At 72.5% G+C, this 24,727-nt stretch carries 25 protein-coding genes and 1 pseudogene; 11 read left to right on the top strand and 15 right to left on the bottom strand.

Annotated features, from left to right (window positions below; genetic code table 11):
* Window positions 1-38: 38 nt before the first annotated feature.
* The 5 genes from ACFWVC_RS23195 to ACFWVC_RS23175 form a co-directional block, all read right to left on the bottom strand.
* Entirely contained in the window at window positions 39-1,250 is a 1,212-nt protein-coding gene (locus ACFWVC_RS23195) for a cytochrome P450 (RefSeq protein ID WP_384289133.1), read from the bottom strand.
* A 41-nt stretch (window positions 1,251-1,291) separates the two neighbouring features.
* Window positions 1,292-1,987: a TetR/AcrR family transcriptional regulator gene (locus tag ACFWVC_RS23190; RefSeq protein ID WP_384289131.1), complete on the bottom strand. Its 696-nt coding sequence runs from the start codon at window positions 1,985-1,987 to the stop codon at window positions 1,292-1,294.
* Window positions 1,988-2,156: 169 nt separating this feature from the next.
* Window positions 2,157-2,615, bottom strand: a complete 459-nt coding sequence (locus ACFWVC_RS23185; RefSeq protein WP_384289129.1) for an arsenate reductase ArsC — start codon at window positions 2,613-2,615, stop codon at window positions 2,157-2,159.
* Between the two features lie 13 nt (window positions 2,616-2,628).
* Window positions 2,629-3,375, bottom strand: coding sequence for an aquaporin (locus ACFWVC_RS23180; RefSeq protein WP_384289127.1), 747 nt, complete (start codon window positions 3,373-3,375; stop codon window positions 2,629-2,631).
* Window positions 3,372-3,770 carry an ArsR/SmtB family transcription factor gene (locus tag ACFWVC_RS23175; protein ID WP_384289125.1) on the bottom strand — a complete coding sequence of 133 codons (399 nt, stop codon included), beginning with the start codon at window positions 3,768-3,770 and terminating at the stop codon, window positions 3,372-3,374. Before ACFWVC_RS23175 ends, ACFWVC_RS23180 begins: the two co-directional genes overlap by 4 nt.
* A 96-nt stretch (window positions 3,771-3,866) precedes the next feature.
* Here ACFWVC_RS23175 and ACFWVC_RS23170 point away from each other — a divergent pair, with 96 nt between their 5' ends.
* Complete coding sequence (locus tag ACFWVC_RS23170) at window positions 3,867-4,310, top strand: ArsI/CadI family heavy metal resistance metalloenzyme (protein ID WP_384289123.1); 444 nt, start codon at window positions 3,867-3,869, stop codon at window positions 4,308-4,310.
* A gap of 199 nt (window positions 4,311-4,509) precedes the next feature.
* Here the strand turns inward: ACFWVC_RS23170 and ACFWVC_RS23165 are convergent, their stop codons facing one another.
* Window positions 4,510-5,457 (bottom strand): LysR family transcriptional regulator, encoded by a 948-nt coding sequence (locus ACFWVC_RS23165; protein WP_384289121.1) that lies wholly within the window; start codon window positions 5,455-5,457, stop codon window positions 4,510-4,512.
* Window positions 5,458-5,699: 242 nt separating this feature from the next.
* Between ACFWVC_RS23165 and ACFWVC_RS23160 the strand changes: the two genes are divergently transcribed.
* The 6 genes from ACFWVC_RS23160 to ACFWVC_RS23135 all read left to right on the top strand — a co-directional run bounded on the left by ACFWVC_RS23160 (window position 5,700) and on the right by ACFWVC_RS23135 (window position 12,154).
* Entirely contained in the window at window positions 5,700-6,929 is a 1,230-nt protein-coding gene (locus tag ACFWVC_RS23160; RefSeq protein ID WP_384289119.1) for a serine hydrolase domain-containing protein, read from the top strand.
* A 376-nt stretch (window positions 6,930-7,305) separates the two neighbouring features.
* Window positions 7,306-8,928 (top strand): flavin monoamine oxidase family protein, encoded by a 1,623-nt coding sequence (locus ACFWVC_RS23155; RefSeq protein WP_384289116.1) that lies wholly within the window; start codon window positions 7,306-7,308, stop codon window positions 8,926-8,928.
* Window positions 8,929-9,068: 140 nt separating this feature from the next.
* Window positions 9,069-9,671, top strand: coding sequence for an HD domain-containing protein (locus ACFWVC_RS23150; protein WP_384289114.1), 603 nt, complete (start codon window positions 9,069-9,071; stop codon window positions 9,669-9,671).
* Window positions 9,672-9,797: 126 nt separating this feature from the next.
* The gene (locus tag ACFWVC_RS23145; RefSeq protein WP_384289112.1) at window positions 9,798-10,391 is read left to right on the top strand and encodes a DinB family protein; all 594 of its coding nucleotides are present in this window, start codon (window positions 9,798-9,800) and stop codon (window positions 10,389-10,391) included.
* 152 nt (window positions 10,392-10,543) lie between these two features.
* Entirely contained in the window at window positions 10,544-11,347 is an 804-nt protein-coding gene (locus ACFWVC_RS23140) for a HEAT repeat domain-containing protein (protein ID WP_384289109.1), read from the top strand.
* Between the two features lie 180 nt (window positions 11,348-11,527).
* Window positions 11,528-12,154 (top strand): hypothetical protein, encoded by a 627-nt coding sequence (locus ACFWVC_RS23135; protein ID WP_384289106.1) that lies wholly within the window; start codon window positions 11,528-11,530, stop codon window positions 12,152-12,154.
* Here ACFWVC_RS23135 and ACFWVC_RS23130 read toward each other — a convergent pair.
* The 4 genes from ACFWVC_RS23130 to ACFWVC_RS23115 form a co-directional block, all read right to left on the bottom strand.
* Complete coding sequence (locus tag ACFWVC_RS23130) at window positions 12,144-12,887, bottom strand: hypothetical protein (protein ID WP_384289104.1); 744 nt, start codon at window positions 12,885-12,887, stop codon at window positions 12,144-12,146. The two genes, ACFWVC_RS23135 and ACFWVC_RS23130, sit on opposite strands and share 11 nt — an antisense overlap.
* Before the next feature lie 109 nt (window positions 12,888-12,996).
* Window positions 12,997-13,788 (bottom strand): MerR family transcriptional regulator, encoded by a 792-nt coding sequence (locus tag ACFWVC_RS23125; protein WP_384289102.1) that lies wholly within the window; start codon window positions 13,786-13,788, stop codon window positions 12,997-12,999.
* A 99-nt stretch (window positions 13,789-13,887) separates the two neighbouring features.
* A complete protein-coding gene (locus ACFWVC_RS23120) occupies window positions 13,888-15,501 on the bottom strand; it encodes an aldehyde dehydrogenase (NADP(+)) (RefSeq protein WP_384289099.1) in 1,614 nt (537 codons plus the stop codon).
* Window positions 15,494-16,132, bottom strand: coding sequence for an isochorismatase family cysteine hydrolase (locus ACFWVC_RS23115; protein WP_384289097.1), 639 nt, complete (start codon window positions 16,130-16,132; stop codon window positions 15,494-15,496). Before ACFWVC_RS23115 ends, ACFWVC_RS23120 begins: the two co-directional genes overlap by 8 nt.
* 141 nt (window positions 16,133-16,273) lie before the next feature.
* Between ACFWVC_RS23115 and ACFWVC_RS23110 the strand changes: the two genes are divergently transcribed.
* Together ACFWVC_RS23110 and ACFWVC_RS23105 are read left to right on the top strand one after the other, a co-directional pair.
* Window positions 16,274-16,762 (top strand): lipocalin-like domain-containing protein, encoded by a 489-nt coding sequence (locus ACFWVC_RS23110; RefSeq protein ID WP_384289094.1) that lies wholly within the window; start codon window positions 16,274-16,276, stop codon window positions 16,760-16,762.
* Window positions 16,763-16,818: 56 nt separating this feature from the next.
* Window positions 16,819-17,400 carry a TetR/AcrR family transcriptional regulator gene (locus tag ACFWVC_RS23105; protein WP_384289092.1) on the top strand — a complete coding sequence of 194 codons (582 nt, stop codon included), beginning with the start codon at window positions 16,819-16,821 and terminating at the stop codon, window positions 17,398-17,400.
* 46 nt (window positions 17,401-17,446) lie between these two features.
* Here the strand turns inward: ACFWVC_RS23105 and ACFWVC_RS23100 are convergent, their stop codons facing one another.
* Window positions 17,447-18,274, bottom strand: a complete 828-nt coding sequence (locus ACFWVC_RS23100; protein ID WP_384289090.1) for an aldo/keto reductase — start codon at window positions 18,272-18,274, stop codon at window positions 17,447-17,449.
* A gap of 187 nt (window positions 18,275-18,461) precedes the next feature.
* Here ACFWVC_RS23100 and ACFWVC_RS23095 point away from each other — a divergent pair, with 187 nt between their 5' ends.
* A complete protein-coding gene (locus tag ACFWVC_RS23095; protein WP_384289088.1) occupies window positions 18,462-19,268 on the top strand; it encodes a DUF427 domain-containing protein in 807 nt (268 codons plus the stop codon).
* A gap of 13 nt (window positions 19,269-19,281) precedes the next feature.
* On the opposite strand, the gene lexA is transcribed toward ACFWVC_RS23095, so the two are convergent.
* The 4 genes from lexA to ACFWVC_RS23075 form a co-directional block, all read right to left on the bottom strand.
* A complete protein-coding gene (gene lexA / locus ACFWVC_RS23090) occupies window positions 19,282-19,968 on the bottom strand; it encodes a transcriptional repressor LexA (protein ID WP_384289083.1) in 687 nt (228 codons plus the stop codon).
* 168 nt (window positions 19,969-20,136) lie between these two features.
* Window positions 20,137-21,168, bottom strand: coding sequence for a questin oxidase family protein (locus ACFWVC_RS23085; RefSeq protein ID WP_384289080.1), 1,032 nt, complete (start codon window positions 21,166-21,168; stop codon window positions 20,137-20,139).
* Between the two features lie 122 nt (window positions 21,169-21,290).
* Entirely contained in the window at window positions 21,291-22,415 is a 1,125-nt protein-coding gene (locus ACFWVC_RS23080; RefSeq protein ID WP_384289323.1) for an MFS transporter, read from the bottom strand.
* A gap of 168 nt (window positions 22,416-22,583) precedes the next feature.
* Window positions 22,584-22,979, bottom strand: coding sequence for a DUF2267 domain-containing protein (locus ACFWVC_RS23075; RefSeq protein WP_384289074.1), 396 nt, complete (start codon window positions 22,977-22,979; stop codon window positions 22,584-22,586).
* 452 nt (window positions 22,980-23,431) lie between these two features.
* Between ACFWVC_RS23075 and ACFWVC_RS23070 the strand changes: the two are divergent.
* A pseudogene (locus tag ACFWVC_RS23070) lies at window positions 23,432-24,646 on the top strand (PP2C family protein-serine/threonine phosphatase).
* Window positions 24,647-24,727: the final 81 nt, after the last annotated feature.

Raw genomic sequence — 24,727 nt, 5'->3', positions numbered from 1 at the left:
ACGTGGTGCGGGTTCGGGTGCGGGTATGGGGGGGCTGGTCAGGGACCGTCCCAGGTGACGGGCATGTGCTCCGGACCGCGCAGGGCCACGCCGGACTTCCACACGACGGCCTCCTCCCGGTCCGCGAACCGCAGACCGGGCAGCCGCTCCAGCAGGGAGTGCAGGGCCACCTGCAGCTCCATCCGGGCCAGTTGGGCACCGAGGCAGTGGTGCGGTCCGTGCCCGAAGCCGACGTGCGAGGCTTCGTCGCGGCGGAGGTCGAGCCGGTCGGGGTCGGTGTAGACCGACGCGTCGCGGTTGGCGGAGACGGCGGCCACGACGACCGCCTCCCCGGCCCGCACGGTGCCGCAGCTCAGCTCGACGTCCTCCGTCGCATAGCGCGGCATGCCGGCGCCGTTGCCCAGGGGGACGTAGCGCATCAGCTCCTCGACGGCCTGTGGCACCAGGCCGAGGTCCGCGCGCAGCGCCGCCAGTTGCCGGGGGTGGGTGAGGAGGGTGTAGACGAAGTTGGGGATCTGCGTGGCCGTCGTCTCGTGGCCCGCGACGAGCAGCGCGATCGCCAGGACCACCAACTCCTGCTCCGAGAGCCGGTCCTCCTCGTCCCGGGCCGCGACGAGCGAGCTGAGCAGGTCGTCCCCGGGCGCGGGCGCGCCGCGGCGCCGGGCGATGAGACCGGCCATGTACTCCATGAGCTGCCGCGTGCAGTCCTCGACCTGTTCCGCGGTGAACTTCGTCGTGGACAGCAGCGCGTCCGACCACCTCCGGAACGCGGCGCGGTCCTCGTAGGGCACGCCGAGCAGTTCGCAGATGACGGTGATCGGCAGCGGCAGGGCGAAGTCCTCCACGAGGTCGGCGGGGGCACCCTCGGCGACCATCGCGTCGAGCAGTTCACCGGCGATCTGCTCGGTGCGGGGCCGCAGCCGCTCCACGTGGCGTGCGGTGAACGCCTTCGCCACGACCCTGCGCACCCGGGTGTGGTCCGGCGGGTCGAGTTCCAGGATGTTGCCGGGCAGGCCCCGTCCTGGCCGCAGGCGCGGCTCGTCGCGGCGGGCGGCCTCGGCCCGGCTGAACCGCGGATCGCCCAGGACGGTCTTGACGTCCTCGTACCGCGTGACGAGCCAGGCCGCCTCCCCGTACGGGAAACGGACCCGGACCATCGGCTCGCTGTCGCGCAGTTCGGCGAAGACCGGGTCCACGGTCAGCCGGTCGGGCTCGGTGAAGGGATACGTCCTCGGTTCGGTGACGGCCATGGCGACTCCTGAGGGGAAGGGGGTGCTGTGTGTGTGGGGGCTCACGGCAGTCGGGGCGGCGGATGCAGCGCCGGGCCGAGCAGATGGCAGAGGTCGTCCGCGAGCAGGTCCAGCGGATCGGGGGTGCCCAGCGGCAGACCGCCGGCGATCCACGTCGTCAGGAACGACCCCGTCTGGAGGGCCGCCATCAGCGCCCGCTGCCGGGCCTCCTCGCGGGTCACGCCCCGCCACCGGCGGGCGTCGTCCGTCAGCAGGTCCATGTACCGCTCGTGCGCGGCCACGTAGCGGTCCTTGACGCTTCCGTCGTCACCGGCCGCCGCAGGCGTGGCCGCGAACAGCACCCTGATCGTCGGTGCCAGCGCCCGCCAGTCCGCCGCCGCGCGGTCCAGCCACGCCCGGACGGCGGCGCGGGTCCACTCCGGGACGGCGGCGAGATCCACGTACAGCGCGTCGGCTACGGCGTACACCCGGTCGGACAGCGCGACGATGATCGCGGCCTTGCCGCCGAAGTGCGCGTACACCGTGGCCCTCGTGACGCCGCTCGCCGCGGCGATGTCCTCCATCGTCGCGTGCACGAACGACGTCCGGGTGAACACGGCGATCGCCCCGTCCAGCACCCGGTTGCGGGTCAGATCCCGCTGCTGCTCGCGCAGGCTCACCCGCGCCCCACGGCCGCCCGGACGCGGGGCGTCCAGCGCGGTCGTGGAACGGGCGGCGGCCTGCTTGCGACGCTCCATGAGATAAGCCTACAAAATGCCGCAACCCTTGACATTTTGTGCAGCGCCGATCGGGGAGAGGCCCTGAGGGAGAGTGCCGCGAGGTCGTCGCTTTCTGTGGGCCCATGACCCCCGAGGTCGGGGCCGGACTGTCCCACGCGCCTGTCGAGCGGTGCCGGGCCCCGATGCGTTAGCTCCCCTCGACGGCGTCCCGCGAAGCCGTGCCGGAGCGCGCGGCCGTGTCGATGCCGAGTTCGGTGAGCAGGCCGTTGATGCGCTGCTCGATCGCGTCGCGGATCGGGCGCACGGCGTCGACGCCCTGGCCGGCGGGGTCGTCAAGCGTCCAGTCGAGGTAGCGCTTGCCGGGGAAGAAGGGGCAGGTGTCGCCGCAGCCCATCGTGATCACCACGTCCGAGGACTGCACGGCCTCCGTGGTGAGGACCTTGGGGACCTCGGCGGAGATGTCGATGCCCACCTCCTTCATGGCGTCGACCACGGCCGGGTTGACGGTGTCCGCGGGGGCGGAGCCTGCCGAGCGGACCTCGACGCGGTCCCCGGCGAGGTGGGTGAGGAAGGCCGCGGCCATCTGGGAGCGGCCTGCGTTGTGGACACAGACGAACAGCACGGACGGAGTGGTGGGAGTGCTCACGGGTCTTCCTTGGTCAGTGGCTGGTGGCGGCGAGTCCGGGCTCACCGGGGGACACGGGGACGGTCGCGGTCGCCGGGACAGGGCGGCCGAAGAGAACGGCGACCAGGGCGAGGCCGACGACGGCGCCCACGAGCTGTGCGGCGATGAAGGGCGCCACGGAAACGGGAGCGATGCCGGCGAAGGTGTCGGAGAAGGTGCGGCCGATGGTCACGGCCGGGTTGGCGAAGCTGGTGGAAGAGGTGAACCAGTAGGCCGCGCCGATGTACGAGGCGACCGCGACCGGGCCGAGGCGCTGCTGCCCCGTGCGGCCGAGCCCGAGGATGAGCAGGACCAGGCCCGCGGTGGCGGCGACCTCGCCCAGCCACAGATGCGCGGCGGACCGGTCGTGCGCCGACCATCGCACCAGCGGTTCGGCGAACATGGCGTTGGCCAGGACCGCACCACCGATGGCGCCGGCGACCTGGGCGGGGACGTAGGCCGCGACCTCGCGCGGGCTCGGTCCGTCGCCGGTCAGGCGGCCGGTCCACCAGGCGGCGAGGGTCACGACCGGGTTGAAGTGCGCGCCGGAGACCGGGCCGAGCAGGGCGATCAGCACACCCAGGCCGAACACCGTCGCCAGTGAGTTGGCGAGCAATTGCACGCCCACGTCGCGGGACAGCTCGGTGGCCTGAATGCCGGATCCGACCACGACCGTGACCAGGGCGGCCGTGCCGGTGAACTCTGCGGCGGCACGACGGCCGAGCGGGGCGGCGGCGGTCATCCGCAGACGCCGGCGGCAGCCGGTTCGGCCGGTTCGGCCGGCGTCTGGAGGAGGGAGGAGAGCCGGGCGAGTGCGGGCGGCAGCACCCAGTAGTAGACCCAGGTCCCGCGCCGCTCGGAGCCGACCAGCCCCGCCTCCCGCAGCACCTTCAGATGATGGGAGATGGTCGGCTGCGACACGTCGAACGGCCCGGTCAGATCACACACGCACGCCTCGCCGCCCTCATATGAGGCGATCAGCGACAGCAGCCGCAGCCGCACGGGGTCCGACAGCGCCTTGAACATGCGCGCCAGGTCGACGGCGTCGGCCTCGCCCAGCGGTTCACGGACCATCGGCGAGCAGCACGCGACGTCCTGATCGTCCTGCCCGAGGACCCGCAACTCTGATTTCGACATGCGTCTATGTTGACGCCTCTCGATTCAAGTGGCAACCTCGGGTTCGTCAAGCTGTATCGATGGATATCGATACAGAACCGGATGAGGGAGACCGTCATGTCCCGCGTTCAGCTCGCCCTGCGCGTCGCCGACCTCGAAGGGTCCATCGCGTTCTACTCCAGGCTCTTCGGCGTCGAACCCGCCAAACTCCGCCCCGGCTACGCCAACTTCGCCATCGCCGAGCCCCCGCTCAAGCTCGTCCTGATCGAGGGCGAGGAGGGCCAGGACACCCGCCTCGACCACCTCGGCGTCGAGGTCGAGTCCACCGACCAGGTCACGGCGGCCACCGGCCGACTCCGGGAAGCGGGTCTCGCGACCTTCGAGGAGAACGACACCTCCTGCTGCTACGCCCTCCAGGACAAGGTCTGGGTCACCGGCCCCGGCAAGGAAGCCTGGGAGGTCTACGTCGTCAAGGCCGACGCCGGCACCCTGGGCAAGACCACGGACAGCGCGCCGGCCGCCTGCTGCACCTCCGGCGCGGACGTCACGCCTGTCCCGTAGGTCAGGCGGAGACGGTTGGGGCCGTCCGATGCCGGCCCACGTCGGCCCGCGCCGGCCCCGACGACACCTGCGGTGATCGGGGCGGGCAGCAGGCTGCACGCGAGGCAAGCCGGCCCGGCCGGGCCCGAGAGAGTCTTCGGCGCCCGGCGGGGACGCGGCTCAGCAGCACGGGTTGCCAGGGGCAGTTGATCCCCGTCGTTCAGCCGGGCGGGTCCTGCTCCCCAAGCGCCCTGACGTGGTCGGGCATGGCGGGGTCGGCAACAGTCCCGACGTCCTCCGGATCGGTCGCGGCGGTGAGGGCGCGGATCAGGGGGTTGTCGTTGGCGGTGTGCCAGGCGAAGGCCCAGCGGCCGGGCGGGGCGTCGCGGACGGGGAGATAGACGAGGTTGGGCCAGGGGTAGAAGCGGGCGGCCTCCGCGGGGCAGGCGATGACGGCCTGGCCGGCGGTGGCCGCCTTGAGCTCGTCGTCCCAGTTGGCGACCACGGGACCGCGCGGGACCAGGCGCCCCGAGGGGGTGCGGAAGGGCTGGAACGCCTCCTCCATGGACGCTGGAAGCGGCGACCGGTGCGCCACGAACGTCAGGTCGCCGTAGTCCTCCAGACAGACCGAGTCGCGGCCGGCGTAGGGATGGGTGACGGCCATGGCCAGTACGACGGGCGAGGTGTGGGTGATCGGGCCGACGACGATGTCGGGCTCGCGCACCGGCAGCCACAGGTGGGCCACGTCGATCTCGCCCGAACGCAGGGGGGTGAGCGGATCCACGGGGTTGAGGTCGCGATGGACCAACTGCACGCCGGGATGGCGGCGCTGGAACCGCTCGATGATGTCGTGGATCATCCAGCCCTGGGGTCCCATGGTGCCGAGGGTGAGGGTGCCGCCGCCGGTACGGGCGGCGGCCGCCACTTCCTCGATCCCGTCGACGATCTGCCGGTAGGCCGGTTGCAGGCTCTGGTACAGCCGGTCGCCGACCGGGGTGAGGCGAACGGTGCGGGAGGTGCGCTCGAACAGCGGTGCACCGATGCGCCGTTCCTGCTTCTTGATGGCGTGGCTGACCCGGGAGGCGGTGATGTGCAGCCGCTCGGCGGTGCGCCCGAAGTGCAGTTCCTCCGCCAGGGTCAGAAAGATCTCGATCTCACGCAGTTCCATGACCCCTCCATGGCCCCTCCTGATCGTGAACCTAGCGGTCATCGCTGCGTTGACACAAGGCGCAACGATGACCCGCCGGGCAACGCTGTCTTGCGGACTTCGCCGTTGTTCGCGGCAGCCCTGCCCGGCCACGCTGATGCCACGCCCTCACGTGGGGTGAGCCGGCGCGGGGGCACCGAGGCGCTGAGCGCCACGCCCGGACGGGGCGCGCGGATCGAGCACCGTACGCAAGGAGATTCATGATGGGACAAGGCAACAGCGGCTTCTCCAAAGCTGGGCTGCACCGAATGCGCGACGTGCTGGCAGGGCATGTCGAGTCCGGGAGGATTCCCGGACTCGTCGCCCTCCTCAGCCGAAACGGTGAGACGCACGTCGAAGCGCTGGGGACGATGCGCCACGACGGTGGCGCGCCGGTGCGACGGGACACGATCTTCCGGATGGCCTCGACGTCGAAGCCGGTCGCGATCGCGGCGGCGATGATCCTGCTCGACGAGTGCAGGCTGCGGCTGGACGACCTGGTGGAGACGTGGCTGCCGGAACTCGCCGACCGGCGGGTGCTCAAGCGGATCGACGGCCCGCTGGACGACACCGTGCCGGCGCGGCGGCCGATCACCGTACGGGACCTGCTGACCTCCACGTTCGGCCTCGGCATGGATATGACGTCGCTGGGCACGCCGATCATGGGCGCGATCTTCGAGCAGGCGCTCACGCCCGATCTGCCGGAGCCGATGCCCGAGCCGGATGAGTGGATGCGCCGCCTCGGCACGCTTCCGCTGATGCACCAGCCCGGGGAGCGCTGGCAGTACCACATCAGCAACGACCTGCTCGGCGTGCTCGTCGCCAGGGTCACGGGCCAGTCGTTCGAGACATTCCTGCGCGAACGCATCTTCGACCCCCTGGGCATGAAGGACACCGGTTTCCACGTACCGGCCGACAAGATCGACCGGCTGCCGCCCCTCTACGCCCCCGACCCGCAGACCGGAGAATTCCTCGTGTGGGACGAGGCCCAGGGCGGACGCCACAGCCGGCCTCCGGCGTTCCAGGGCGGCGGCTTCGGGCTTTCCGCCACCGCCGACGACTACCACACCTACTTCCGGATGCTGCTGAACCACGGGATGCACGGAACCGAACGGATCCTGTCCCGGCCGGCCGTCCAGCTGATGACCACCAACCGCCTCACGCCCGAGCAGCAAGCCGTCCGACACGCCATGGCCAGCGGCAACGTCCATGTGTCGTTCGGCCAAGGACAGCACGGCGGTTGGGGCTTCGGGATGGCGGTGCGCACCCACCGCGGCGACTACGCGCCCATCGGCCAGTTCGGCTGGGACGGCGGAAGCGGCACCTCGACCTACGCCGACCCGGACAACCGGCTGACCGGGATCCTGCTCACCCAGGTCGGCATGTCCACCCCGGATTCGGCGCGGCTCATCCACGATTTCTGGACCACGGCCTACCAGTCGATCGACGACTGACCCTCCGGGCCGTTCGGCCCTGTCCCCCGGCCCGCGAGGGCGAGCACAGCCCCGCCATGGCCGAGACGCTCCGCAAGATCCGCCGAAACCCTCGACGCCGCTTGACGGGACGGACGGCCGGGACCATCCGGGACCCGGTCCGTCTCGTTCCCGTCCTGTCAGGCTCCGTGCCGGCGAGGGGACGCTCCGTACCGGACGGGGTTCGGTCCGGGCCGATGACCCACGCGCCGGGGGAAGGCGTGAACCCCGGGGCGTTTTCCATGAGTTCACATGCGCAGGGCCCCGGAAATCACCCCGTGACGCCTCGGCCACGCCATCCGTAACAGCCTGCCTCCAAGATCAGCGTGCACACCAGCAGATCGAGAGAGGGCGACTCATGACGCAGGGGCAGCCAACAGGACTCGACCGCAGGGGATTTCTGCGTGCCGTCGGCATCACCGGCGGTGCGGGCGCGATGTTCGCCACCATGGGCGCGATGGGGCTGGCGCCGACCGCGGAGGCAGCCGGCCGCGGCACCGACTTCCGGGCGCCGAACGCCTCCGACTTCCACCTCACCGGACGGTCCGCGGGCAAGGTCGTCGTCCTGGGCGGCGGACTGGCCGGCCTGACGACCGCGTACGAACTGGGCAAGGCCGGCTACGACTGTACGATCCTCGAACCGCGCGACCGGCCCGGCGGCCGGAACTACACGGTGCGCGGCGGGGACTCCCACACCGACCTCGACGGCCGCACGCAGACGGCCCGGTTCTCCGAGGGCCAGTACCTCAACGCCGGACCGGCCCGGCTGGCCCAGTGGATGGTGACGCTCGACTACTGCCGTGAACTCGGCGTGCCCATCGAGGTCTTCACCAATGCCAATGCCGACGCGTACATCTACCACGAGTCGGCGGGCATGCGGCCGGGCGAGCCGGTGCGGTACCGCACCGCCAAGGCCGACACCTACGGGTACGTCAGCGAACTGCTCGCCAAGGCCACCGACCAGGGCGCGCTCGACAAGGAGCTGACCGCCGACGACAAGGAGCGCCTGCTGTCCTTCCTGGAGGGCTACGGGGAGATCGGCGGGCGGAGCGAAGGCTGGGCGTACGCCGGGGGCGCCAACCGCGGCTACACCACCTGGCCCGGCGCGGCCGGCACCCCCGGAGCCCTGCTCGGCGGCGTGCCCACGGCCTCGGAGGTCTTCGCCTCCGGCGTCGGACGGCACTTCGCCTTCGAGTTCGAGTTCGACCAGGCGATGCTGATGTTCCAGCCGGTCGGCGGCATGGACCAGATACCCAAGGCTTTTGCCCGGGCCATCGGGTCCCACCGGTTCCGGTACGGCTGCCAGGCCACCTCGCTCGTCCAGTCGGCCAAGGGCGTGACCGTCGGTTACACCGATCCGCACGGCCGGCCGAAGCAGTTGGAGGCGGACTACTGCGTCGCGGCCATGCCGCCGCACCTGCTCGCCAAGCTGCCGCACAACCTCGGCTCCGACGTGCAGACCGCGCTCACCACCATCCGTCCCTCCTCGGCAGGGAAGATCGGTCTGGAGTACCGCAGCCGCTGGTGGGAGACCGATCACCGGATCTACGGCGGTATCACCGAGACCGACCTGGACCTCTCCCACATCTGGTACCCGTCCTACGGCCACCACGGCAGACGCGGCGTCATCGTCGGCTACTACAACACGGGGGCCAACGCCGACGCCTACGCGGCCCTGACCCCGGCCGATCGTGAGGCCCGCGCGGTCCTGCAGGGCGTGAAGATCCACGGCGAGAAGTACCGCACGGAGCTGGCCAGTTCCTTCTCCATCGCCTGGAAGCGGGTACGCCACCTCGAGGGTGCCTGGCACAGCATCCCCGGCGGCACCGACGCCGCCGTGTACAAGCCGCTCAACGAGCCGGCCGGACGGGTGCTCTTCGCCGGCGACTGGCTGTCCTACATGGACGCCTGGCAGCACGGCGCGATCCTCTCGGCCCGCAAGGCCGTCACCGCCCTGCACAGCCGGGCCCTGAAGGCCTGACGGCCCGCGGTTTCGCGGTGCGGGGGGCGTACCGGCCGCTACCGGCCGCCCCCCCCGCACCGCCACCCCCGCACCGACCGCCACCCCGGGATCGCGTGCCCACCGGGATCATGGCCGCCCACGACCACTAGGCTCCGGGAATGCCGATCCCCAGCCCCGCGGAGATCCGCGCCCTGCACGAGAAGCACGCGCCCAGCGCCGAGGCCTTCGCCCTGGTGTTCACGCACTGCGAGATCGTGTGGAGCATCGCCGAGCAGCTCATGCGCGCGCCGGGTGGCGTCGCCGTCGACGAGGAACTGGTACGCGCGGGATGCCTGCTCCACGACATCGGCGTCTACCGGCTCTTCGACGACACCGGCCGCCTGGGCCACGCGGGCTACGTGCGCCACGGTCTCCTCGGCCATGAACTCCTCGCCGCCGAAGGCATGCCCGAGGTGCTGTGCCGGTTCTGCTCCTGCCACACCGGCGTCGGCATCACCTCGGCCGACGTGCTGGAACAGGGGCTGCCCCTGCCTCCGGCGGACTACGTGGCGGTGACGCGGGAGGAGAGGCTGGTGATGTACGCGGACAAGTTCCACACCAAGGCGTCGCCGCCGTGCTTCCTCTCCTTCCCCGCCTACGCCCGGGAGGTCCGCCGGTTCGGCGAGGACAAGGTGGCCGCCTTCCACGCCCTGCGCACCGAGTTCGGCGAACCCGATCTCCTGCCGCTCACGGTGGCGTACGGGCAGGCGCTGGTGCCGTGAGGGTGTTGCCCGTCATCTCCGCTTGGTAGGACGCACGACGTTCGCCTCGACAACCGGCGCCCGCTGATCGAAGGGACCGGAGCGGCCCGGCCCGGCGTGCCGGCGTGGGAACGGCAGACTGGTGCCATGACCACTTCGGATCCCAAGGCCGACCTGCGCCTGTATCTGCAACTCGCCCGTGACGCCTTGCTGTGGAAGCTGGAAGGGCTCTCCGAGTACGACATCCGCCGGCCGCTGACACCGACCGGCACCAACCTGCTCGGCCTGGTGAAGCACGTGACCGGAATCGAGCAGGGGTATCTCGGCGACACCTTCGGGCGGCCCTCCGGCGAGCCCGCGTCGTGGCTGGAGGAGGGGGCCGAACCCAACGCGGACATGTGGGCCACCGCCGACGAGTCCCGTGAGCAGATCGTCGAGGGCTACCGCCGGGCGTGGGCGCACGCGGACGCCACCATCGACGCGCTGGCGCTGGACGCGACCGGCAGGGTGCCGTGGTGGCCGGCCGGCCGCGACGAGGTGACGCTGCTCCACGTCCTGGTGCGGGTGATCGCCGACACGCACCGGCACGCCGGGCACGCCGACATCGTCCGCGAACTCATCGACGGCGCCGTGGGGATGAACGAGGGCAACAGCAGCATGGCGCAGGGCGACGAGCCGTGGTGGCGGGACCACCGCAGCCGGCTGGAGCGGGTCGCCCGGGAGGCATCCGGCACGGCGTAGACGGCGTACGAATCGGCCACGGCAGGGGCGCTTGACGGATCGTGGGCGGCGCGATCCCGCGCGCAAGGGCGGCGCCCTCGCCGCGGGCGGCTGAATCCCCCTCCACCGTGCGCACGGCGGCCGCCGTGCGCCGCGAACTAGCATTTCCCCTCATGGCGATGTTCGTGCACCTGACCTCGGCGGCGAACGCGCCCCGCATCCGGCGGTCGGGGATCCGCGCGGCCGGCGGCGGCCGGGGCGGCGCGCGGGGGGTGTACTGCTTCCCGGTACTGGCGTCGTACACCCTCACCCACCAATGGCTGCGGGAACTGGCCCGGTTCGGGACCCGGGGAGGACTGGCAGCCGTCCACATCCGCCTGGACGACGACCAGCCGGTACTGGTCGGGCACTACGCGGACCGGGCGCGGGGCGTGGAGGCCGCCGTCACTGCGGCGGAGGCGGTGCGCCGGGTCGCCACGCTCGCGGACCCGCGGGGGTGGGAGGTGTTCGTGCCCCGGGCGATCCGCCCGCGCGAGGTGCACCGTACGCGCGCCGCGCCCCAGGTGACGGGCTGGCGCTACCGGCCGGACGCACACGGGACGCGCCCCTGTACCTGTTTCGGCTGCCGGGTGCGCGGCGAGTACGGGTCGCGCCGCCTGCGCGAACGGATGCCCCACCCGCTGGACGGCCCGGCGCCGCCGGTCCCTGTCCTGCTGGCCAGGGTCGCGGCCGCGGGCGATCCCGGTGACCCGGCCGTCCTGCGGGAGGCGCTGCACTGGTTCGGGATGCGCCGGCGCGGCCCCCTCCTCCAACTGCGCCGGCTCGCCGCGCACCCCGACCCGGGGGTGCGGGAGGACCTGGTGTGGGCCGTCGCCCGCTGGAGCACCCCCGGGGTCGCCGAACTGCTCGACGGCCTCGCGGGCGACCCGCATCCGGAGGTCCGCGAGGCCGTGGAAGCGGTCATGGACGACGACTGAACCACGCACGTCAGGAGCCGCGGATCGCGCGTTCCGGCCGCGGCGCCCTTCGGCCGCGGCACCCTTCGGCGTGGGCTCGCCGGGCCGCGCACGGCGTCATCGCAGGCCAGGTGCGGAACGCGGGCCGCCCCGGCCCGGGCCCGGTGGCGTGCGGCATGGTTCGGTGCCTTACTGGATGACATGCGTGCCACCTGCCCCTTGTTCCTCGTCCGCCGCACATTCGGATCGTGCGGACGGCAGGGCGCCGCCGCGACCCCGGCCGCCGGCCGGCTTCTGCGCGGCATCCTGCGGGGAGCGGCCGCGGGGGCCGCCGGGTGCACGGCTCTGAACACGGTCGGCTACCTGGACATGGTCTTCCGGGGCCGCGGCGCCAGCAGCACCCCGGAGGTCACGGTCGAGCGGCTGTCGCAGGCCGTGCACGTGCCGATCCCGGGTTCACCCGAGGCCCGCCGGAACCGTATCGCCGGCCTGGGCCCGCTCACCGGTTCCGCCGCCGGCGTCGGCATGGGCGCCACGCTGGGACTGGTCACCGCCGCCGGCTGGCGGCCGGGCAACGCCACGCTGACCGCGACCGCGGGCGTTCTGGCCCTGATCGGCACCAACGGCCCGATGACCGTCCTGCGTGTGACCGACCCCCGCACCTGGTCCGCGTCGGACTGGGTCGCCGACATCGTCCCGCACGTCGCGTACGCGCTGGTCGCGACGGCGGTCCTCAAGGGCCTTGCCCCCGGCATCCGTTCCGGGAGTGCCGCGGCACGCGGACCGCAAGGCCGGTGCGAAGCCGTACGGCTGCGGCTCACCCCTTGAGGATGTTCACCGACCGGGCGACCACCAGGGCCAGGGTCAGCAGCGACACCATGGCCTGAAAGGCCATCAGCAGCTTCGCCCAACGGGTCATCGGCATCGTGTCGGTGGGGCTGAAGGCGGTCGCGTCGGTGAACGACACATAGAGGTAGTCGGCGAAGTCCGGCTCCCACTCGTGGTGCACCGGGTCCGGGCTCTGCATCTGCGGGAAGAGGAAGTCCGGGGTGTCATCCTCCCCCGAGGCGCGGGCGACGGGTCCGCCCCGGTCCCACTCCCAGTACCACAGCGCGAAGACGATGACATTGGTGATCCAGATGGACGCCGCGCCCAGCAGGAGCGCGTGTGCGTCGCTCCCCGCGGTCCCGCGCACCAGGTGCTGGATCAGCCGCAGCGCCGACCAGCCGTTGGCCACGCTGACCGCGCAGGCCAGGGACAGCCCCCCGGCACGCAGGAGCGGGCCCATCTCCCGGGCGCGGGAGGGGGTGGCCGGCAACAGCGCCACCAGCAGCAGGAACTCCAGCCCCGGCAGGAGCCACCGCGGATGAATGGCCAGGCGGTCCGGCAGCACCAACTGAAGGACGATGGCGACCAGCACCGCCAGCGACACCGCCCCTCGCCCCTCCACTTGCGTGCGGCGGCGCCAGGCCGGCACCGTGGCCGCCCCCTCCGGGGACTTGGTGAGCAGTTCCTCGATCCGCGCCAGCCGCTCGTGCACGGCCCTCGACTCATCGTTCACTGAGCCAGTGTGGGCCCGCGACCACGGAAAGCCGCAGCGGACCCCCCTTCCGGGCGATTGGGCGATTCGGCGACCGGCGCCGGTGACGTCCCGGAGCGCCGTACGGCCGTCAGCGCGCCTGCCTGGCCCGCTCCAGGTAGCCGACCAGGCCGGCCATCCGCTCCGCGGACCAGGGCAGGCCACGGCTGAGGTCTGCGCCGTGGTCCTGCCACATCCGCCGAGCGGCCTCCTCGGTACCGTCTCCCCGGTCTCCACGGTCTCCCCGGGCTCCGCCGGTGTGGAAGGCGGACCCGAGTTGGTCCCAGTCCCGGACGAGCCGCTGCACCCCGGGATCGTCCACCGCGGTGCCGGAGTCGACATGGGCGAGGAGTTCCTCGACGAGGCCGGTCCACCGCGTGCGCGCCGCGTCGACGGCCGCCGGGCCGAGCTCGGCCCTGCGCCGGGCGAGTCGGTCCTGCTGCTCCTGCGTGAAGTAGCCGTCCAGCACGGAGATCATCTCCAAGGTCGTCATGAACTGGTCCGGATCGGGCGTCGATTCCCCGTCGAGCTGCCGCAGGAGTCCGCGGACCTGCCTGCTGATCCTCCGGATCCGTTCGCCCTGCCGGTCGAGCTCGTCCAGCTGGGCGGACAGCACCGCGCGCATCGCCGGCAGGTCGTCCGGCGCGCCGTCCACCACGTCCGCGATCTCCTCCAGGGACAGCCCCAGGGAGCGCAGCGCCCGCACGCGGTACAGGCGGTGCAGGTCGTGCCCGGTGTAGCGGCGGTGCCCCGAGCCGTTGCGCTCGCTCGCGGTCACCAGGCCGATCTCGTCGTAGTGGTACAGCGTCCGTACGGTGACGCCGCCGGCCCTGGCCAGCTCGCCGATGCTCCACCGGGGTCCGGTGGTGTCGTTCCCGATCACGTCCGCAACGCTACGACCTCCCGTCACGGGAGGGGCAAGCCCTCCGGGCGCCGACCGCGGGGCCCTCCCGGAGGAGGGCCCCGCCGGGTCGACGTGGGGTCAGTCGCGGGACAGGTACCCGTCGGTCAGCCGCCACAGGCCGAGGGGGTTGCCGGCGCTCAGCGCCTCGGGCAGCAGCGCGTCAGGGAAGCCCTGGTAGGTGACCGGCCGCAGGAAGCGGTCGATCGCGGTCATGCCGACCGAGGTGAAGCGGCTGTCGGTCGTGGCGGGGAACGGGCCGCCGTGGATGGTGGCGTGCGCGACCTCCTGCGGGTGGGCGAAGGCGTTCACGACGATCCGTCCGGTCCGCCGCTCCAGGATCGGCAGCAGGCGCGCGGCGTCCGCGTGGTCGGGCTCGTCGATGTGCATCGCCGCCGAGAGCTGGCCGCGGAAGCTCCGGGCCACCTCCAGGAGCTGGTCCATGCCGGTCAGCCGGACCAGGAGCGCGGACGGCCCGAACACCTCTCCCGCCAGCGCGGGTTCGGCGAGGAAGCGGTCGCCGTCGACCTCGAGCAGCCGGGAGCGGCCCTCCCAGGTGCCCCGCGGCTCCGGACCTTCCACCAGGCTCGCGGCCCCGGCGTCGCGCAGCCGCCGGGCGCCGCGCTCGTAGGCGTCGTGGATGCCGGGCGTCAGCATCGTCCGCGCGTCCATCGCGCCCGCACGCGCGACGGCGGCCTCCCGCATCCCGGCGTAGCCCGGGCCGTCGATCGCTAGCAGGATCGCGGGCTTCAGACAGGCCTGGCCGACGTTGACGAGCATGCGCTCGGCGAAGCCGTCGCCGACCTCGGCACCTCGGGCCGCGAGCGCCGAGGGCAGGACGAAGGTCGGGTTGACGCTGGTCATCTCCGCGAAGACCGGGATCGGATCGGGGCGCAGCTGGGCCCGCCGGTACAGCGCCATGCCGCCTGCTTCGGAGCCGGTGAAGGTGACCGCCTTGATCAGCGGATGGTCCACCAGCGCTTCGCCGATCTCGTTGCCCGCGCCGCGGACCATGGAGAAGACGCCTTCGTGCAGTCCGCTGTCGGCGACGGCGGACCGGATGGCGCGGGCCTGCAGCTCGGAGGAGCCCGGGTGCGCGTTGTGGGCCTTGAGGATCACCGGAGCGCCCGCCGCCAGCGCGGAGGCGGTGTCACCGCCGGCGACGGAGTACGAGATGGGGAAGTTGCTCGCGCCGAAGACGGCGACCGGGCCGATCGCGATCTTCTGCATGCGGTGGTCCGTACGCGGCCGGGGCTGCCGCTCGGGCTGCGCCGGGTCGACGGTGGCGTGCCGGAAGCGGCCCTGCCGGACCACGTCGGCGAACTGCCGGAACTGGCCCGCGGCCTTGGCCGCCTCCGCCGACAGCTGGGCGGCGGGCAGGCCGGTCTCCAGCGCCGTCCGCTCGGCCAGTTCGCCGTTGACGGCGTCCAGCCGGTCCGCGATCAGCTCCAGGAAAGCGGCGCGCTCGTCCAGGCCGGTGCGGTTGTAGCTGTCGAAGGCCTCGTCGGCGAGGCGCGCGGCACGGTCCACCTCGGCCGCGCCGCCCAGTGCGAAGGGCGGCTCGATCTCGCGGCCGGTCGCGGGGTTCAGCGCGCGCATCGTCGCGCCGGCCGCCGGTACGGACGCCGAGCCGATCAGCATGTCTCCGGTCAGTGCCACGTCAGCCTTGTGGGCGATGTCGGCAATGTCAGCCATGTCGGGGGGCTCCGTCCTGCAGCGCCAGGACCAGGTCCTGGGTGGTGGTGATGGCGTGGGCGAATGTGGGGCCGTTCAGCTCGTGGGCGGCGTGCATCATCTCCGGGAGGAAGGCCGCGGTGGCGTCGCGGACGAGGGTGACGTGGTAGCCGAGCTCCATGGCATAGCGGCCGGTGGACTCGATGCACGTGTTGGCGAGCAGGCCGATCACGACGACGTGGGTGATCCCGCGCTGCTTGAGCCGGAAGTCCAGGTCGGTGTTGGCGAACCCGCTCTGCGCCCAGTGCTCCTGGACGACCACGTCACCATCGGCGGGCAGGAAGTCCGGGTGGAACTCCCCGCCCCAGGTGCCCAGCGCGAAGGTGTGGCGCTCCTGCACGATGCGCTGGGTGGGGTTGGGATGGTCCCAGCCCTCGTAGTCGCCCTCCTGCCAGCGGCGGTGGGGGACGAAGAAGACCGGCAGGTCCGCCCGGCGGCCGGCGACGACGACGGCGCGCAGGTTGTCCAGCAGGCCGACGTCGGTGGCCACGGGCTCCAGGAGGGGCCAGACCTTGCCGCCGGCGGAGAGGAAGTCGTTGTAGGGGTCGACAAGGAGGACGGCGGTACGGGTGGGGTCGTACGTGGTGGTCACGGGTGCCACTCCAATATGTGGAGGATTAATGTCATCCACATTCAGGATTACTCGCGTAATCCAGAACGTCAAGGCCGAAGCGATGTGGCGCGGGATTCTGTATGATTGACATCATCCACATTGAGGCGAGCGAGGAGCGACATGAACCCCGATGAACTGCGCAAGGCCCTGCTCGGCGCGTGGCGCCTGGTGTCGTACAGGGCGACCGCCGTCGAGGGCGGCGACGTCGTCGAACCCTTCGGGTCGCGACCTCAAGGGTTGATCATGTACACCCCCAGCGGCCATATGTCGGCCCAGATCATGCGCCCCGGCCGCCCCGCGTTCCGTGAGGGGCGCCTGGAGAGGGGCCTGCCCGAGGAGCTGTCGGCGGCGGCACTCGGCTACATGGCCTACGGGGGGACCTACGAGGTGCCCGAGGACGATCTCGTGGTCCACCACGTCGAGCTGAGCCTGTTTCCCAACTGGGTGGGCGTGCCCCAGGTCAGGGCCGTCGGCTGGGACGGCCCGCGGCTCCGGCTGGCGTTGCGTGAGCCGGCCCCGATCTGGGGCGCGCGACGCGACGGCGTTCTCGTCTGGGAGCGCGTGCCGGATGGCGGAACCCTTTATGGGGCTCGTGGGCAGGGTGTATGATGCCCGTCATCCACGTTTGACCGGTGCAGCCTGAACGACATCCGGGAGGTCTTCAGATGGGTCACTCCCAGGCAGCCAAGGCGGAGTCACGCGAGCGGGTCCTCCGGATCGCCGCCCGCCGTATCCGTGAGGAAGGCATGACCGCCCCGGGTGTCGCGGACCTCATGAAAGAGGCGGGCCTCACCCATGGAGGGTTCTACAAGCACTTCGCGTCCCGCGACGAACTGATGGTCCAGGCCGCGGCCCTGGCGCTGGAGGACGGCGAGGCCAAGATGGCCGAGGCCGCGCGCCGCGACCCCGATGAGCCCCGCACCGGCCTGATCGACGCCTATCTCAGCGCCCGCCACCGGGACGCGCCCGGAACGGGGTGCGCCCTGGTGACGCTCGGTTCCGCGGCGGGCCGCGGCGCCACCGAGATGAAGGAGGCGTACGAGAAGCAGGTGCGCGGCTATCTGGACCTCATCGGCGAGGCCGGGCAGGGCGACGACCCCGAGGAGACGCGGGCCGACGCCATGGTCACGCTGAGCGCCATGGTCGGCGCGATCCTGATGTCGCGGGCGGTCGCCGATCCGCAGCTGTCCGACGAACTGCTGAAGACCGTCGCCGAGCGGCTCAAGCACCCGGCCCCCACGGTCTGACCGTCAATCCCGGACAGTGCCCCGGGGCCGGCAACGTCCCTCTACGTCAGAGGACTTCCAGCGGTACGGGCCCGCCCGGCGGCGGGAACGCCTCGTCCAGCAGCGCGAGCACGTCCTCGGGCAGGCGCAGGTCCGCGGCGGCCCGGTTGTCCCGGACGTGTTCCGGCCGTCCCGTGCGGGGGATCGCGGCCACGTCCTGTTCCAGCAGCCAGGCCAGCGCCACCTGGGCCGGAGTGGCGCCCAGTTCACGGGCGACGGCACGCAAGGGCTCGTACCGCAGCAACCGGCCCTGCTCGATGGGGGAGTAGGCCATGACGGCCACACCGCTGCGCCGGCACCAGGGGAGGAGGTCCCCTTCGATGCCGCGGCGCGTGAGGTTGTAGAGCACCTGGTCCGCCGAGACCGCCTCGCCTCCGGGCAGTTCGGCCAGCTCGGTCATGTCGTCGACGTCGAGGTTGCTCACACCCCAGGAGCGGATCTTGCCCGCGGACATCAGGTCGGCGAATCCGGCGACGGTCTCGGCCAGGGGATGGCGGCCGCGCCAGTGCAGCAGGTACAGGTCGAGGACGTCCGTGCCGAGCCGGCGCAGACTCGCCTCGCAGGCGGCGACCGTGCCGCGGCGGTCGGCGTGGGCGGGCAGCACCTTGCTGACCAGGAAGACCTCTTCGCGGCGTCCGGCGATCGCCTGCCCGACCAGCTCCTCGGCGGCGCCGTCGCCGTACATCTCCGCCGTGTCCACGAGCGTCATGCCCAGGTCCAGGCCCAGCCGCAGTGCGGCGATCTCCTCGTCCCGGCGGTCCGGGGCGTCCCCCAGGTACCAGGTGCCCTGCCCGAGCGCCGGGACGTCCCGGCAGGGGAACCGCACGGTCCGCATGTCCCTGCCCCCGTTCCCGCGTCGAGTACGGCACCGCGGCCGCCGGCGCCCCGCCCGTGCGCACCCGGCCACTCTCAGGCCACCACCGCCGCCGGGCGGATGCAACTCGACGCCCCGGCGCGTGCGGCGGCATCGCGGACGGCGGCCCATGCTGGAGGAGAGGGAACACCGGCCGAGGAGGACGTCCATGTCGGAAGCGCGAGCGAACCACCCGGGGCTCATCGTCCCGGTCGGACACGTGGAGCCCGTCCCACGGCGCATTCGGGGCACGGTCGACGGCCGGACGGTCCTCGACACCAGGAACGCGCTGTACGTGTGGGAGTGGCCCGGCTATCCGCAGTACAGCATTCCGGTGCGGGACGTCGCCGAGGGCGCCCTCACCGACGAGGGCCGCAGGGGAAAGCTCAGCCCGGGGCCCGCGCGACGGCACGCGCTCCACGTCGGATCGCAGGTCCGCGAGGGCGCGGCGTGGGTGTGGGACGAGGGGGCCCCTGAGCGGCTGCTCGGCACGGCCCGCTTCCGGTGGGACGCGATCGACGCCTGGTACGAGGAGGACGAGCAGGTCTTCGTGCACCCGCGCAGCCCCTACACCCGCGTGGACGCCCTTCGCTCCTCCAGCAGCGTCCGCGTGGAGGTGGACGGCGTCGTGCTGGCGGACGCCCCGCACGCGGTGCTCCTGTTCGAGACGGGCCTGCCGACCCGCTACTACGTGGAACGCCCCTACGTCGACTGGACCCGGCTCCGCCCCACGGCCACGGTGACGGCCTGCCCTTACAAGGGGACGACCACCGGCTACTGGTCGTTCACCTCGGAGGCCGCCACCCACACCGACCTCGCCTGGGCCTACGACTTCCCCACGCCACAGGTCGCGGCGATCGCCGGAATGGTCGCCTTCTACAACGAGCACGTCGACCTCTCCGTCGACGGCTCCCTCCTGCCGCGCCCCGCCCCGGTCTCGCGCGAGGCCTGGCAGCGCGGCCGGCAGCAGCACTGACCGGCCGGGCGTCTCACAAGGTCCGGAGCACCGCGACGACCTTGCCGAGGATCGTCGCGTTCTCCCCGGGGATCGGCGCGTACGCGGCGTTCTCCGGGAGCAGCCAGACGGGGCCGTCCTCCTGCTGCTTGAGGCGCTTGACGGTCGCCTCGCCGTCGAGCATGGCGGCGACGATGTCGCCGTTCTCCGCGGTGGGCTGCCGTCGCACCGTCACCCAGTCGCCGTCGCAGATCGCGGCGCCGATCATGGAGTCGCCCGCCACCTCCAGCGCGAACAGCTCGCCCTCGCCGACCACTTCGCGCGGCAGGGCGAAGACGTCCTCGACGACCTCCTCGGCCAGGATCGGCGCGCCCGCGGCGATCCGCCCGACCACCGGTACGTACGCGGGCTCGGGCAGCTCCGCGGTCTCGGCGCCGGCCTGCCCGTCCGGCCGCTCGGACCGCACCCGGTATGCCCGCGGCCGGTGCGGGTCCTGCTCCAGCACGCCCTTGCGCTGCAAGGCGCCCACTTGGTGGGCGACGGACGAGGTGCTGGCGAGCCCGACGGCCTGGCCGATCTCCCGCATCGACGGCGGGTAGCCGCGCTGGGCCACCGACTGAAGGACGGCCTCGACGATGCGGGCCTGGCGGGTGGTCAGGCCGTCCGGGCGCACTCTGTCGCCGGGCGGGCGGCCAGGCCCCGCGCCGCTGGTCGCGTCCATGCCGGTTCCTCCACGTGTGCCGATCTTGACCGTTGTGCCACCGTACCCCGCTGACCTGCCGGGACGGAACGGGGTGCGGGGATTTGCCCCGGGCGGCGGCACGAGAGGGGCACGACGCCATGCGACGGCATGCGACGGCATGCGATGGCATGCGACGGCACGCGACGCCTACGTCAGCGGCTCGCTCAGTTCGACGCAGCGCAGTGCCGCCGCCAGGGCCCGCTCGTCGCCGACGTCCAAGGCGGTGTCGGTGAGCTTGATGACGTGCTCGTCCCCGTGGGCCAGCGCCCGCTGCACGATCTCCTCCGGCGCGATGTCACCGGGCGGGGACCAGGGGACGGCTGTGTCGGGCGCGTACATCGCGGTCACCGCCGCGGAGGCCACCCACGCGGCGCGCAGGCTCGGCAGCCACAGGGACTCGGGCAGCGCGGGCAGGGTGCGCAGGACGGCGTTGGGCGCGGTGGCCGCGTGGACGAGCATCGTCTCCTCGCCATGCCCGTGGGTGGCGTACCGGTGGGTGGCGGCCCGCACGAGTTCGGCGAGCCGCCGGCGCGCGGTCTGCGGGTCCGTCACGCCGTCGGCCCACGCGGGCACGGCGGTCACACGGGCCAGCCGGTCCGGGAAGCCGCCGGTGCGCTCGGTGAGGGGTGGTACCGCGTCGAGGGCGGCATCGGCGGTGTCCGCTCCCGCCGCACCGGCCGTCCCGGCCGGCAGCACCCCGAGCCCCGTCACGGGCCGGTGGCGTGCGGCCCAGTAGCCCAGGCCCTGGGCGAGTTCGCCGAGCCGCGGCCCGGTCTCCTCCCCGGAGAGCAGTGTCCGCACGGCGTGACCGGCCCTGATCACCGGATGTGTCGACCCGCCGTACATCCCGGGCAGCAGGCGCGGCCACCACTGGCCGAGCACGTCCCGCCACGGGCGTTCGGCGACCTCCCGCCCGAAGAAGGCGATCCAGTCGGCCAGCCGGCGCGGGTCGCCCAGCGCCTCCCGCCAGTCGGAGGCCGTCACGGGCGCGGTGCCCGAGGGGAACTCCTCCAGCTTCGGCGCGTACCGGTCGAGCCAGCGGTGCACTCCGCCGGCCTGCCCGTGCGACGCCAGTGCCTCCACCGCCATCGGCGCGTGGTTGCTGAGCCGCCCCAGGCGCTCGGGCCCGGTCCTGTGCAGCCGTTCGAGTGCTTCGTCGAGTATCCCTGTCCGATCCACGTGGGCCGACATTAGGGCGTGCCGCCGCGCGGCGTAACCGGCGCAGGTCGTAGGTCCACGGGCCCGTGCCCCCGCGCGCTCCGACTCGCCCGTCAGGCAACCACGTTGCGGCGGCGGCTCTGTCAGTCGGCGCGCGAGGTCCTGCGCAGCAGGAAGGCGCCCACGGCGGCGGACAACAGGACGACGTACAGGGCGAAGAGCATTCCCGCGTCCCGCAGACCCAGGGCGAGCGCGAGGGCGCCGACTCCGACCACCGGCACCGAGATTCCGACATAGGCCACGACGAAGAAGGCCGAGATCGTTGCGCCCCGGTGCTCCTCCGGAGCCGCCGCACTCACGTCGGCGAGGCCCGCGCGGAAGGACATGCCCTGACCGAGGCCGCCGACCATGGCGCCCACCACCAGCACCGGCAGGGACTCCACCAGCAGTGAGGACGCCACGACTGCCATGCCCGCGGTGAGCACCAGACACCCGGCCGGCAGTGCGCGCCGCGCGCCCAGGCGGCCCGTCAGCAACTGACCGATGGTGGAGGAGCCGAACACGGAGAAGACGACCGCGCCGGTGGCGGCCAGGTTCCGCTCGGCCAGCGTCTGGGCGAGGAAGCTCGGCGCCACCGCGGTGAACAGTCCGAGCATGGAGAAGCCGGCGAACGCGGCCAGCCCGGCCGGTACGAATGCCGCGCGCGACTCCGGCGGCACGACCATGCCCTGAGGGCGCAGCGGGCGGTGCGGAGTGCTGCGCGCCACCGTCTCGGGCAGCGTGCTCGTGACGGCGACGGCCGCCACCAGCAGGGCGATGTGCACGAGGAAGGGCAGCCGGAGCGGCCAGGGCGCGTACTGGGCCAGGATTCCCGAGAGCAGCGGTCCGCAACCCAGGCCGCCCATGTTGGCGGCGGTGGCCGCGAATCCCGCCCGTGCGCGCAGATGGGGAGGCGCGAGTTCCAGGACGGCGGCCGTCGCGGCCCCACTGAGCAGACCGGCGGAGAATCCCGAGAGCAGCCGTCCGACGAACAGCAGCGGCAGCCCGCTCTCGAACAGGAAGCACACCGCGCTCAGAAGCGACAGCCCGAGCGCGGACAGCAGCACCGGCCGCCGGCCCAGCACGTCAGAGAAGTCGCCGGCGACCAGCAGCGCGGTGATCACGCCGATCGCGTAGACCGCGAAAACCACGGTGACCATGAGCTCCGAGAACCCGATCTGTTCCCGGTAGAGCCCGTACAGCGGCGTGGGCAGAGTCGTCCCCGCCATGCCGACCGCGAACACCCCGGCGGCCGCGACGTACGAACCCCGGCGGCGAGGTGCCCCGGCGACGTGCTTGATCACGCGGCCAATCTAGCCGGGCGACCCGCTCGCGCCGGGGCGTGGCACGGCGAGACCTGCTCCCGTGTCCTCCTCCAGGGCGGTCACGGAACGTGATCAGGCCGCCGGCGCCAGCTCGGTACGGCCGAACAGCAAGGCGTAGCCGTCGGGGAGCTGTTCGAGGATGCGGGTGACCAGCGCGGCGCCCGCCAGCCGGGCGACGACGGCGAGGACGGTGCAGGTGTTCCAGCGCGCGGTGGCGGGTGTGCCGTCGGTGCGCGCGGCGAGGTCGCGGACGAAGCCGTCCCCGGTGAGCGGCACGGTGGCGGGGATCTCGGCGGCGAAGACGAGGGCGGCCTCGACGGGCAGGCAGGCGGCCAGGTCGACGCGTTCGTCACCGGTCAGCTGCCGGCCGAGGGCGGCGAGCACGGTGCGTACGGCCGGCTCGGCCCGCTCCAGGGTGGGGTGGGCGCCGTCGTACCGCACCCTTTCCAGCATCTGGTGGAACGTCATGGCCACAGCGGGCCGTCCCGTTTGAGGCTGGGGGAACATCAGGAACCTCCGCGGCGGTCGTTCGTGGGCCGGTGTCCGGCCCTCCGGCGCGCGTCTACCCCCGATCCCGGCGAGTATGACGGCCCTGCCGCATTCGGTGGAAAAACGTCACGCGACGACCTCGTCCCCCCATCGTTCCCCGCCCACGGCACGGGCGGGTAACGCCGCGTTACAACCCGGTGTCCAACGGCGGGATGTCAGCCGACGCCGTCCGCGCCGGCGCCTGTGCCATGGGTCTGGTCGCAGGGGCCGTGGCCCCGGGCTCTCATGACATTTCACCCGAAAGGGCTGTCGCGATTCCGGCGGGCGCAGGCGACGGGCCGTACGCCGGGCGCCACGGGGCCCGGCGCGCATACTGAGAAAACGGGGACCGGGACGGACCCCCGATCACCCCGTCGTGTGCGGGAAGCCGGGTGAGTGCCGTGGACACCGACTACGCGGCCGTCTTCGAGGCGTCGCCCAGCGCGATGCTGCTCCTCACCCCCGCGCTCGTGATCACGGACGCGAACGCGGCCTACCGGGATCTGCTCAACCGCCGCCTGGACCAGCTCGTCGGCAGGTACGTCTTCGATGTCTACCCCGGCAATCCCGGAGATCCCGAAGGGGGTGGGCTGAAGGCCCTGCGCGCGTCTCTGCGCCGGGTGCTGGAGACCGGCGCGCAGGACGTCGCCGGCCCCTACCGCTACGACGTGGAGGAACCCGATCGTCCGGGGGTGTACACAGAGCGCTACTGGAGCCCCGTGAACGCCCCCGTCCTGGACGCGGACGGCGAGGTGACACTGATCGTGCACCGCCTGGCGGAGATCACCGATCTCGTCCGCGACGGCGGCCTCGCCACGGACGAGCGCCACCGCCGGATGGAAGTGGAGCTGTACTCCCGCTCCCGTCAGCTCCAGCGGATCAACGAGCGGCTGCGCCGCGCCAACGCCCAGGAGCGGCACGTGGCGCTCGCCCTCCAGCAGGCGATGATGCCGCCGCCCCAGCCGCTCGGCCGCCACGCCTGCGCCGTGCGCTACCGGCCCGCCGTGAACAGCCTCAACGTCTGCGGCGACTGGTACGACGTGACACTGCTGCCGGACGGCAAGTACGCCGTCGCGGTCGGTGACGTCGTCGGCCACGGCCTCGCGGCCGCCGGTGTCATGGGGCAGTTGCGCAGCGCCCTGACCGCCTCCGTCCGGCTGGTCGGAGGGCCCGCGGCGGCGCTCGACGGGCTCGACCTGTACGCACGCTGCGTCGAGGGCGCCCTGTCCACGACCGCGGTGCAGATCGTCGTCGCCTGGGCCGAACACCGTCTCGTCTACAGCAGCGCCGGCCACCCGCCACCCGCGCTGGTCGACCCGGACGGGACGGTGGCCTTCCTGGACCGGGCCACGGAACCTCCGCTGGGCGCCGCGCCCGAGCACAGGCACCGCTCGTAGGCGACGAGAAGGTACTGCGAGGGCGCGGTCCTCGTCCTGTACACGGACGGACTGATCGAGCGCCGGGGCGAGGACATCGACCTGGGTCTCGGCCGCCTCTCGGACCGCCTCGCCCGCCACCGCGACGACGACGTCGAGGATCTCGCGGACCTCTTGATGACGCTCAGCGCCTCCACGGACGACACCGCCGTGGTCGTCGTCCGTCTCTGAATCTCCGACCCCCTCCCACGGGGTCGCGGCAGGCACCGGCGCCCCTGACGCGGGTCCCGGCGGGCCCAGGTTAGGGGGCGG

The sequence above is a fragment of the Streptomyces sp. NPDC058691 genome (assembly GCF_042714775.1).
Lineage (GTDB): Bacteria > Actinomycetota > Actinomycetes > Streptomycetales > Streptomycetaceae > Actinacidiphila.
The sequence above is the reverse complement of the archived record's forward strand: the minus strand, read 5'-3'. Positions and strand labels throughout refer to the sequence as shown.

What these genes read in the sequence shown, in the direction of transcription:
- lexA (WP_384289083.1), bottom strand. Translation starts at nt 19,968, where the DNA reads ATGGACGCGACCAGCGGCGCGGGGCCTGGCCGCCCGCCCGGCGACAGA.
- ACFWVC_RS23195 (WP_384289133.1), bottom strand. Translation starts at nt 1,250, where the DNA reads ATGGCCGTCACCGAACCGAGGACGTATCCCTTCACCGAGCCCGACCGG.
- ACFWVC_RS23160 (WP_384289119.1), top strand. Translation starts at nt 5,700, where the DNA reads ATGGGACAAGGCAACAGCGGCTTCTCCAAAGCTGGGCTGCACCGAATG.
- ACFWVC_RS23150 (WP_384289114.1), top strand. Translation starts at nt 9,069, where the DNA reads ATGCCGATCCCCAGCCCCGCGGAGATCCGCGCCCTGCACGAGAAGCAC.
- ACFWVC_RS23190 (WP_384289131.1), bottom strand. Translation starts at nt 1,987, where the DNA reads ATGGAGCGTCGCAAGCAGGCCGCCGCCCGTTCCACGACCGCGCTGGAC.
- ACFWVC_RS23120 (WP_384289099.1), bottom strand. Translation starts at nt 15,501, where the DNA reads ATGGCTGACATTGCCGACATCGCCCACAAGGCTGACGTGGCACTGACC.
- ACFWVC_RS23105 (WP_384289092.1), top strand. Translation starts at nt 16,819, where the DNA reads ATGGGTCACTCCCAGGCAGCCAAGGCGGAGTCACGCGAGCGGGTCCTC.
- ACFWVC_RS23095 (WP_384289088.1), top strand. Translation starts at nt 18,462, where the DNA reads ATGTCGGAAGCGCGAGCGAACCACCCGGGGCTCATCGTCCCGGTCGGA.
- ACFWVC_RS23165 (WP_384289121.1), bottom strand. Translation starts at nt 5,457, where the DNA reads ATGGAACTGCGTGAGATCGAGATCTTTCTGACCCTGGCGGAGGAACTG.
- ACFWVC_RS23180 (WP_384289127.1), bottom strand. Translation starts at nt 3,375, where the DNA reads ATGACCGCCGCCGCCCCGCTCGGCCGTCGTGCCGCCGCAGAGTTCACC.
- ACFWVC_RS23135 (WP_384289106.1), top strand. Translation starts at nt 11,528, where the DNA reads ATGCGTGCCACCTGCCCCTTGTTCCTCGTCCGCCGCACATTCGGATCG.
- ACFWVC_RS23140 (WP_384289109.1), top strand. Translation starts at nt 10,544, where the DNA reads ATGGCGATGTTCGTGCACCTGACCTCGGCGGCGAACGCGCCCCGCATC.
- ACFWVC_RS23145 (WP_384289112.1), top strand. Translation starts at nt 9,798, where the DNA reads ATGACCACTTCGGATCCCAAGGCCGACCTGCGCCTGTATCTGCAACTC.
- ACFWVC_RS23080 (WP_384289323.1), bottom strand. Translation starts at nt 22,415, where the DNA reads ATGGCGGGGACGACTCTGCCCACGCCGCTGTACGGGCTCTACCGGGAA.
- ACFWVC_RS23110 (WP_384289094.1), top strand. Translation starts at nt 16,274, where the DNA reads ATGAACCCCGATGAACTGCGCAAGGCCCTGCTCGGCGCGTGGCGCCTG.
- ACFWVC_RS23175 (WP_384289125.1), bottom strand. Translation starts at nt 3,770, where the DNA reads ATGTCGAAATCAGAGTTGCGGGTCCTCGGGCAGGACGATCAGGACGTC.
- ACFWVC_RS23075 (WP_384289074.1), bottom strand. Translation starts at nt 22,979, where the DNA reads ATGACGTTCCACCAGATGCTGGAAAGGGTGCGGTACGACGGCGCCCAC.
- ACFWVC_RS23100 (WP_384289090.1), bottom strand. Translation starts at nt 18,274, where the DNA reads ATGCGGACCGTGCGGTTCCCCTGCCGGGACGTCCCGGCGCTCGGGCAG.
- ACFWVC_RS23155 (WP_384289116.1), top strand. Translation starts at nt 7,306, where the DNA reads ATGACGCAGGGGCAGCCAACAGGACTCGACCGCAGGGGATTTCTGCGT.
- ACFWVC_RS23170 (WP_384289123.1), top strand. Translation starts at nt 3,867, where the DNA reads ATGTCCCGCGTTCAGCTCGCCCTGCGCGTCGCCGACCTCGAAGGGTCC.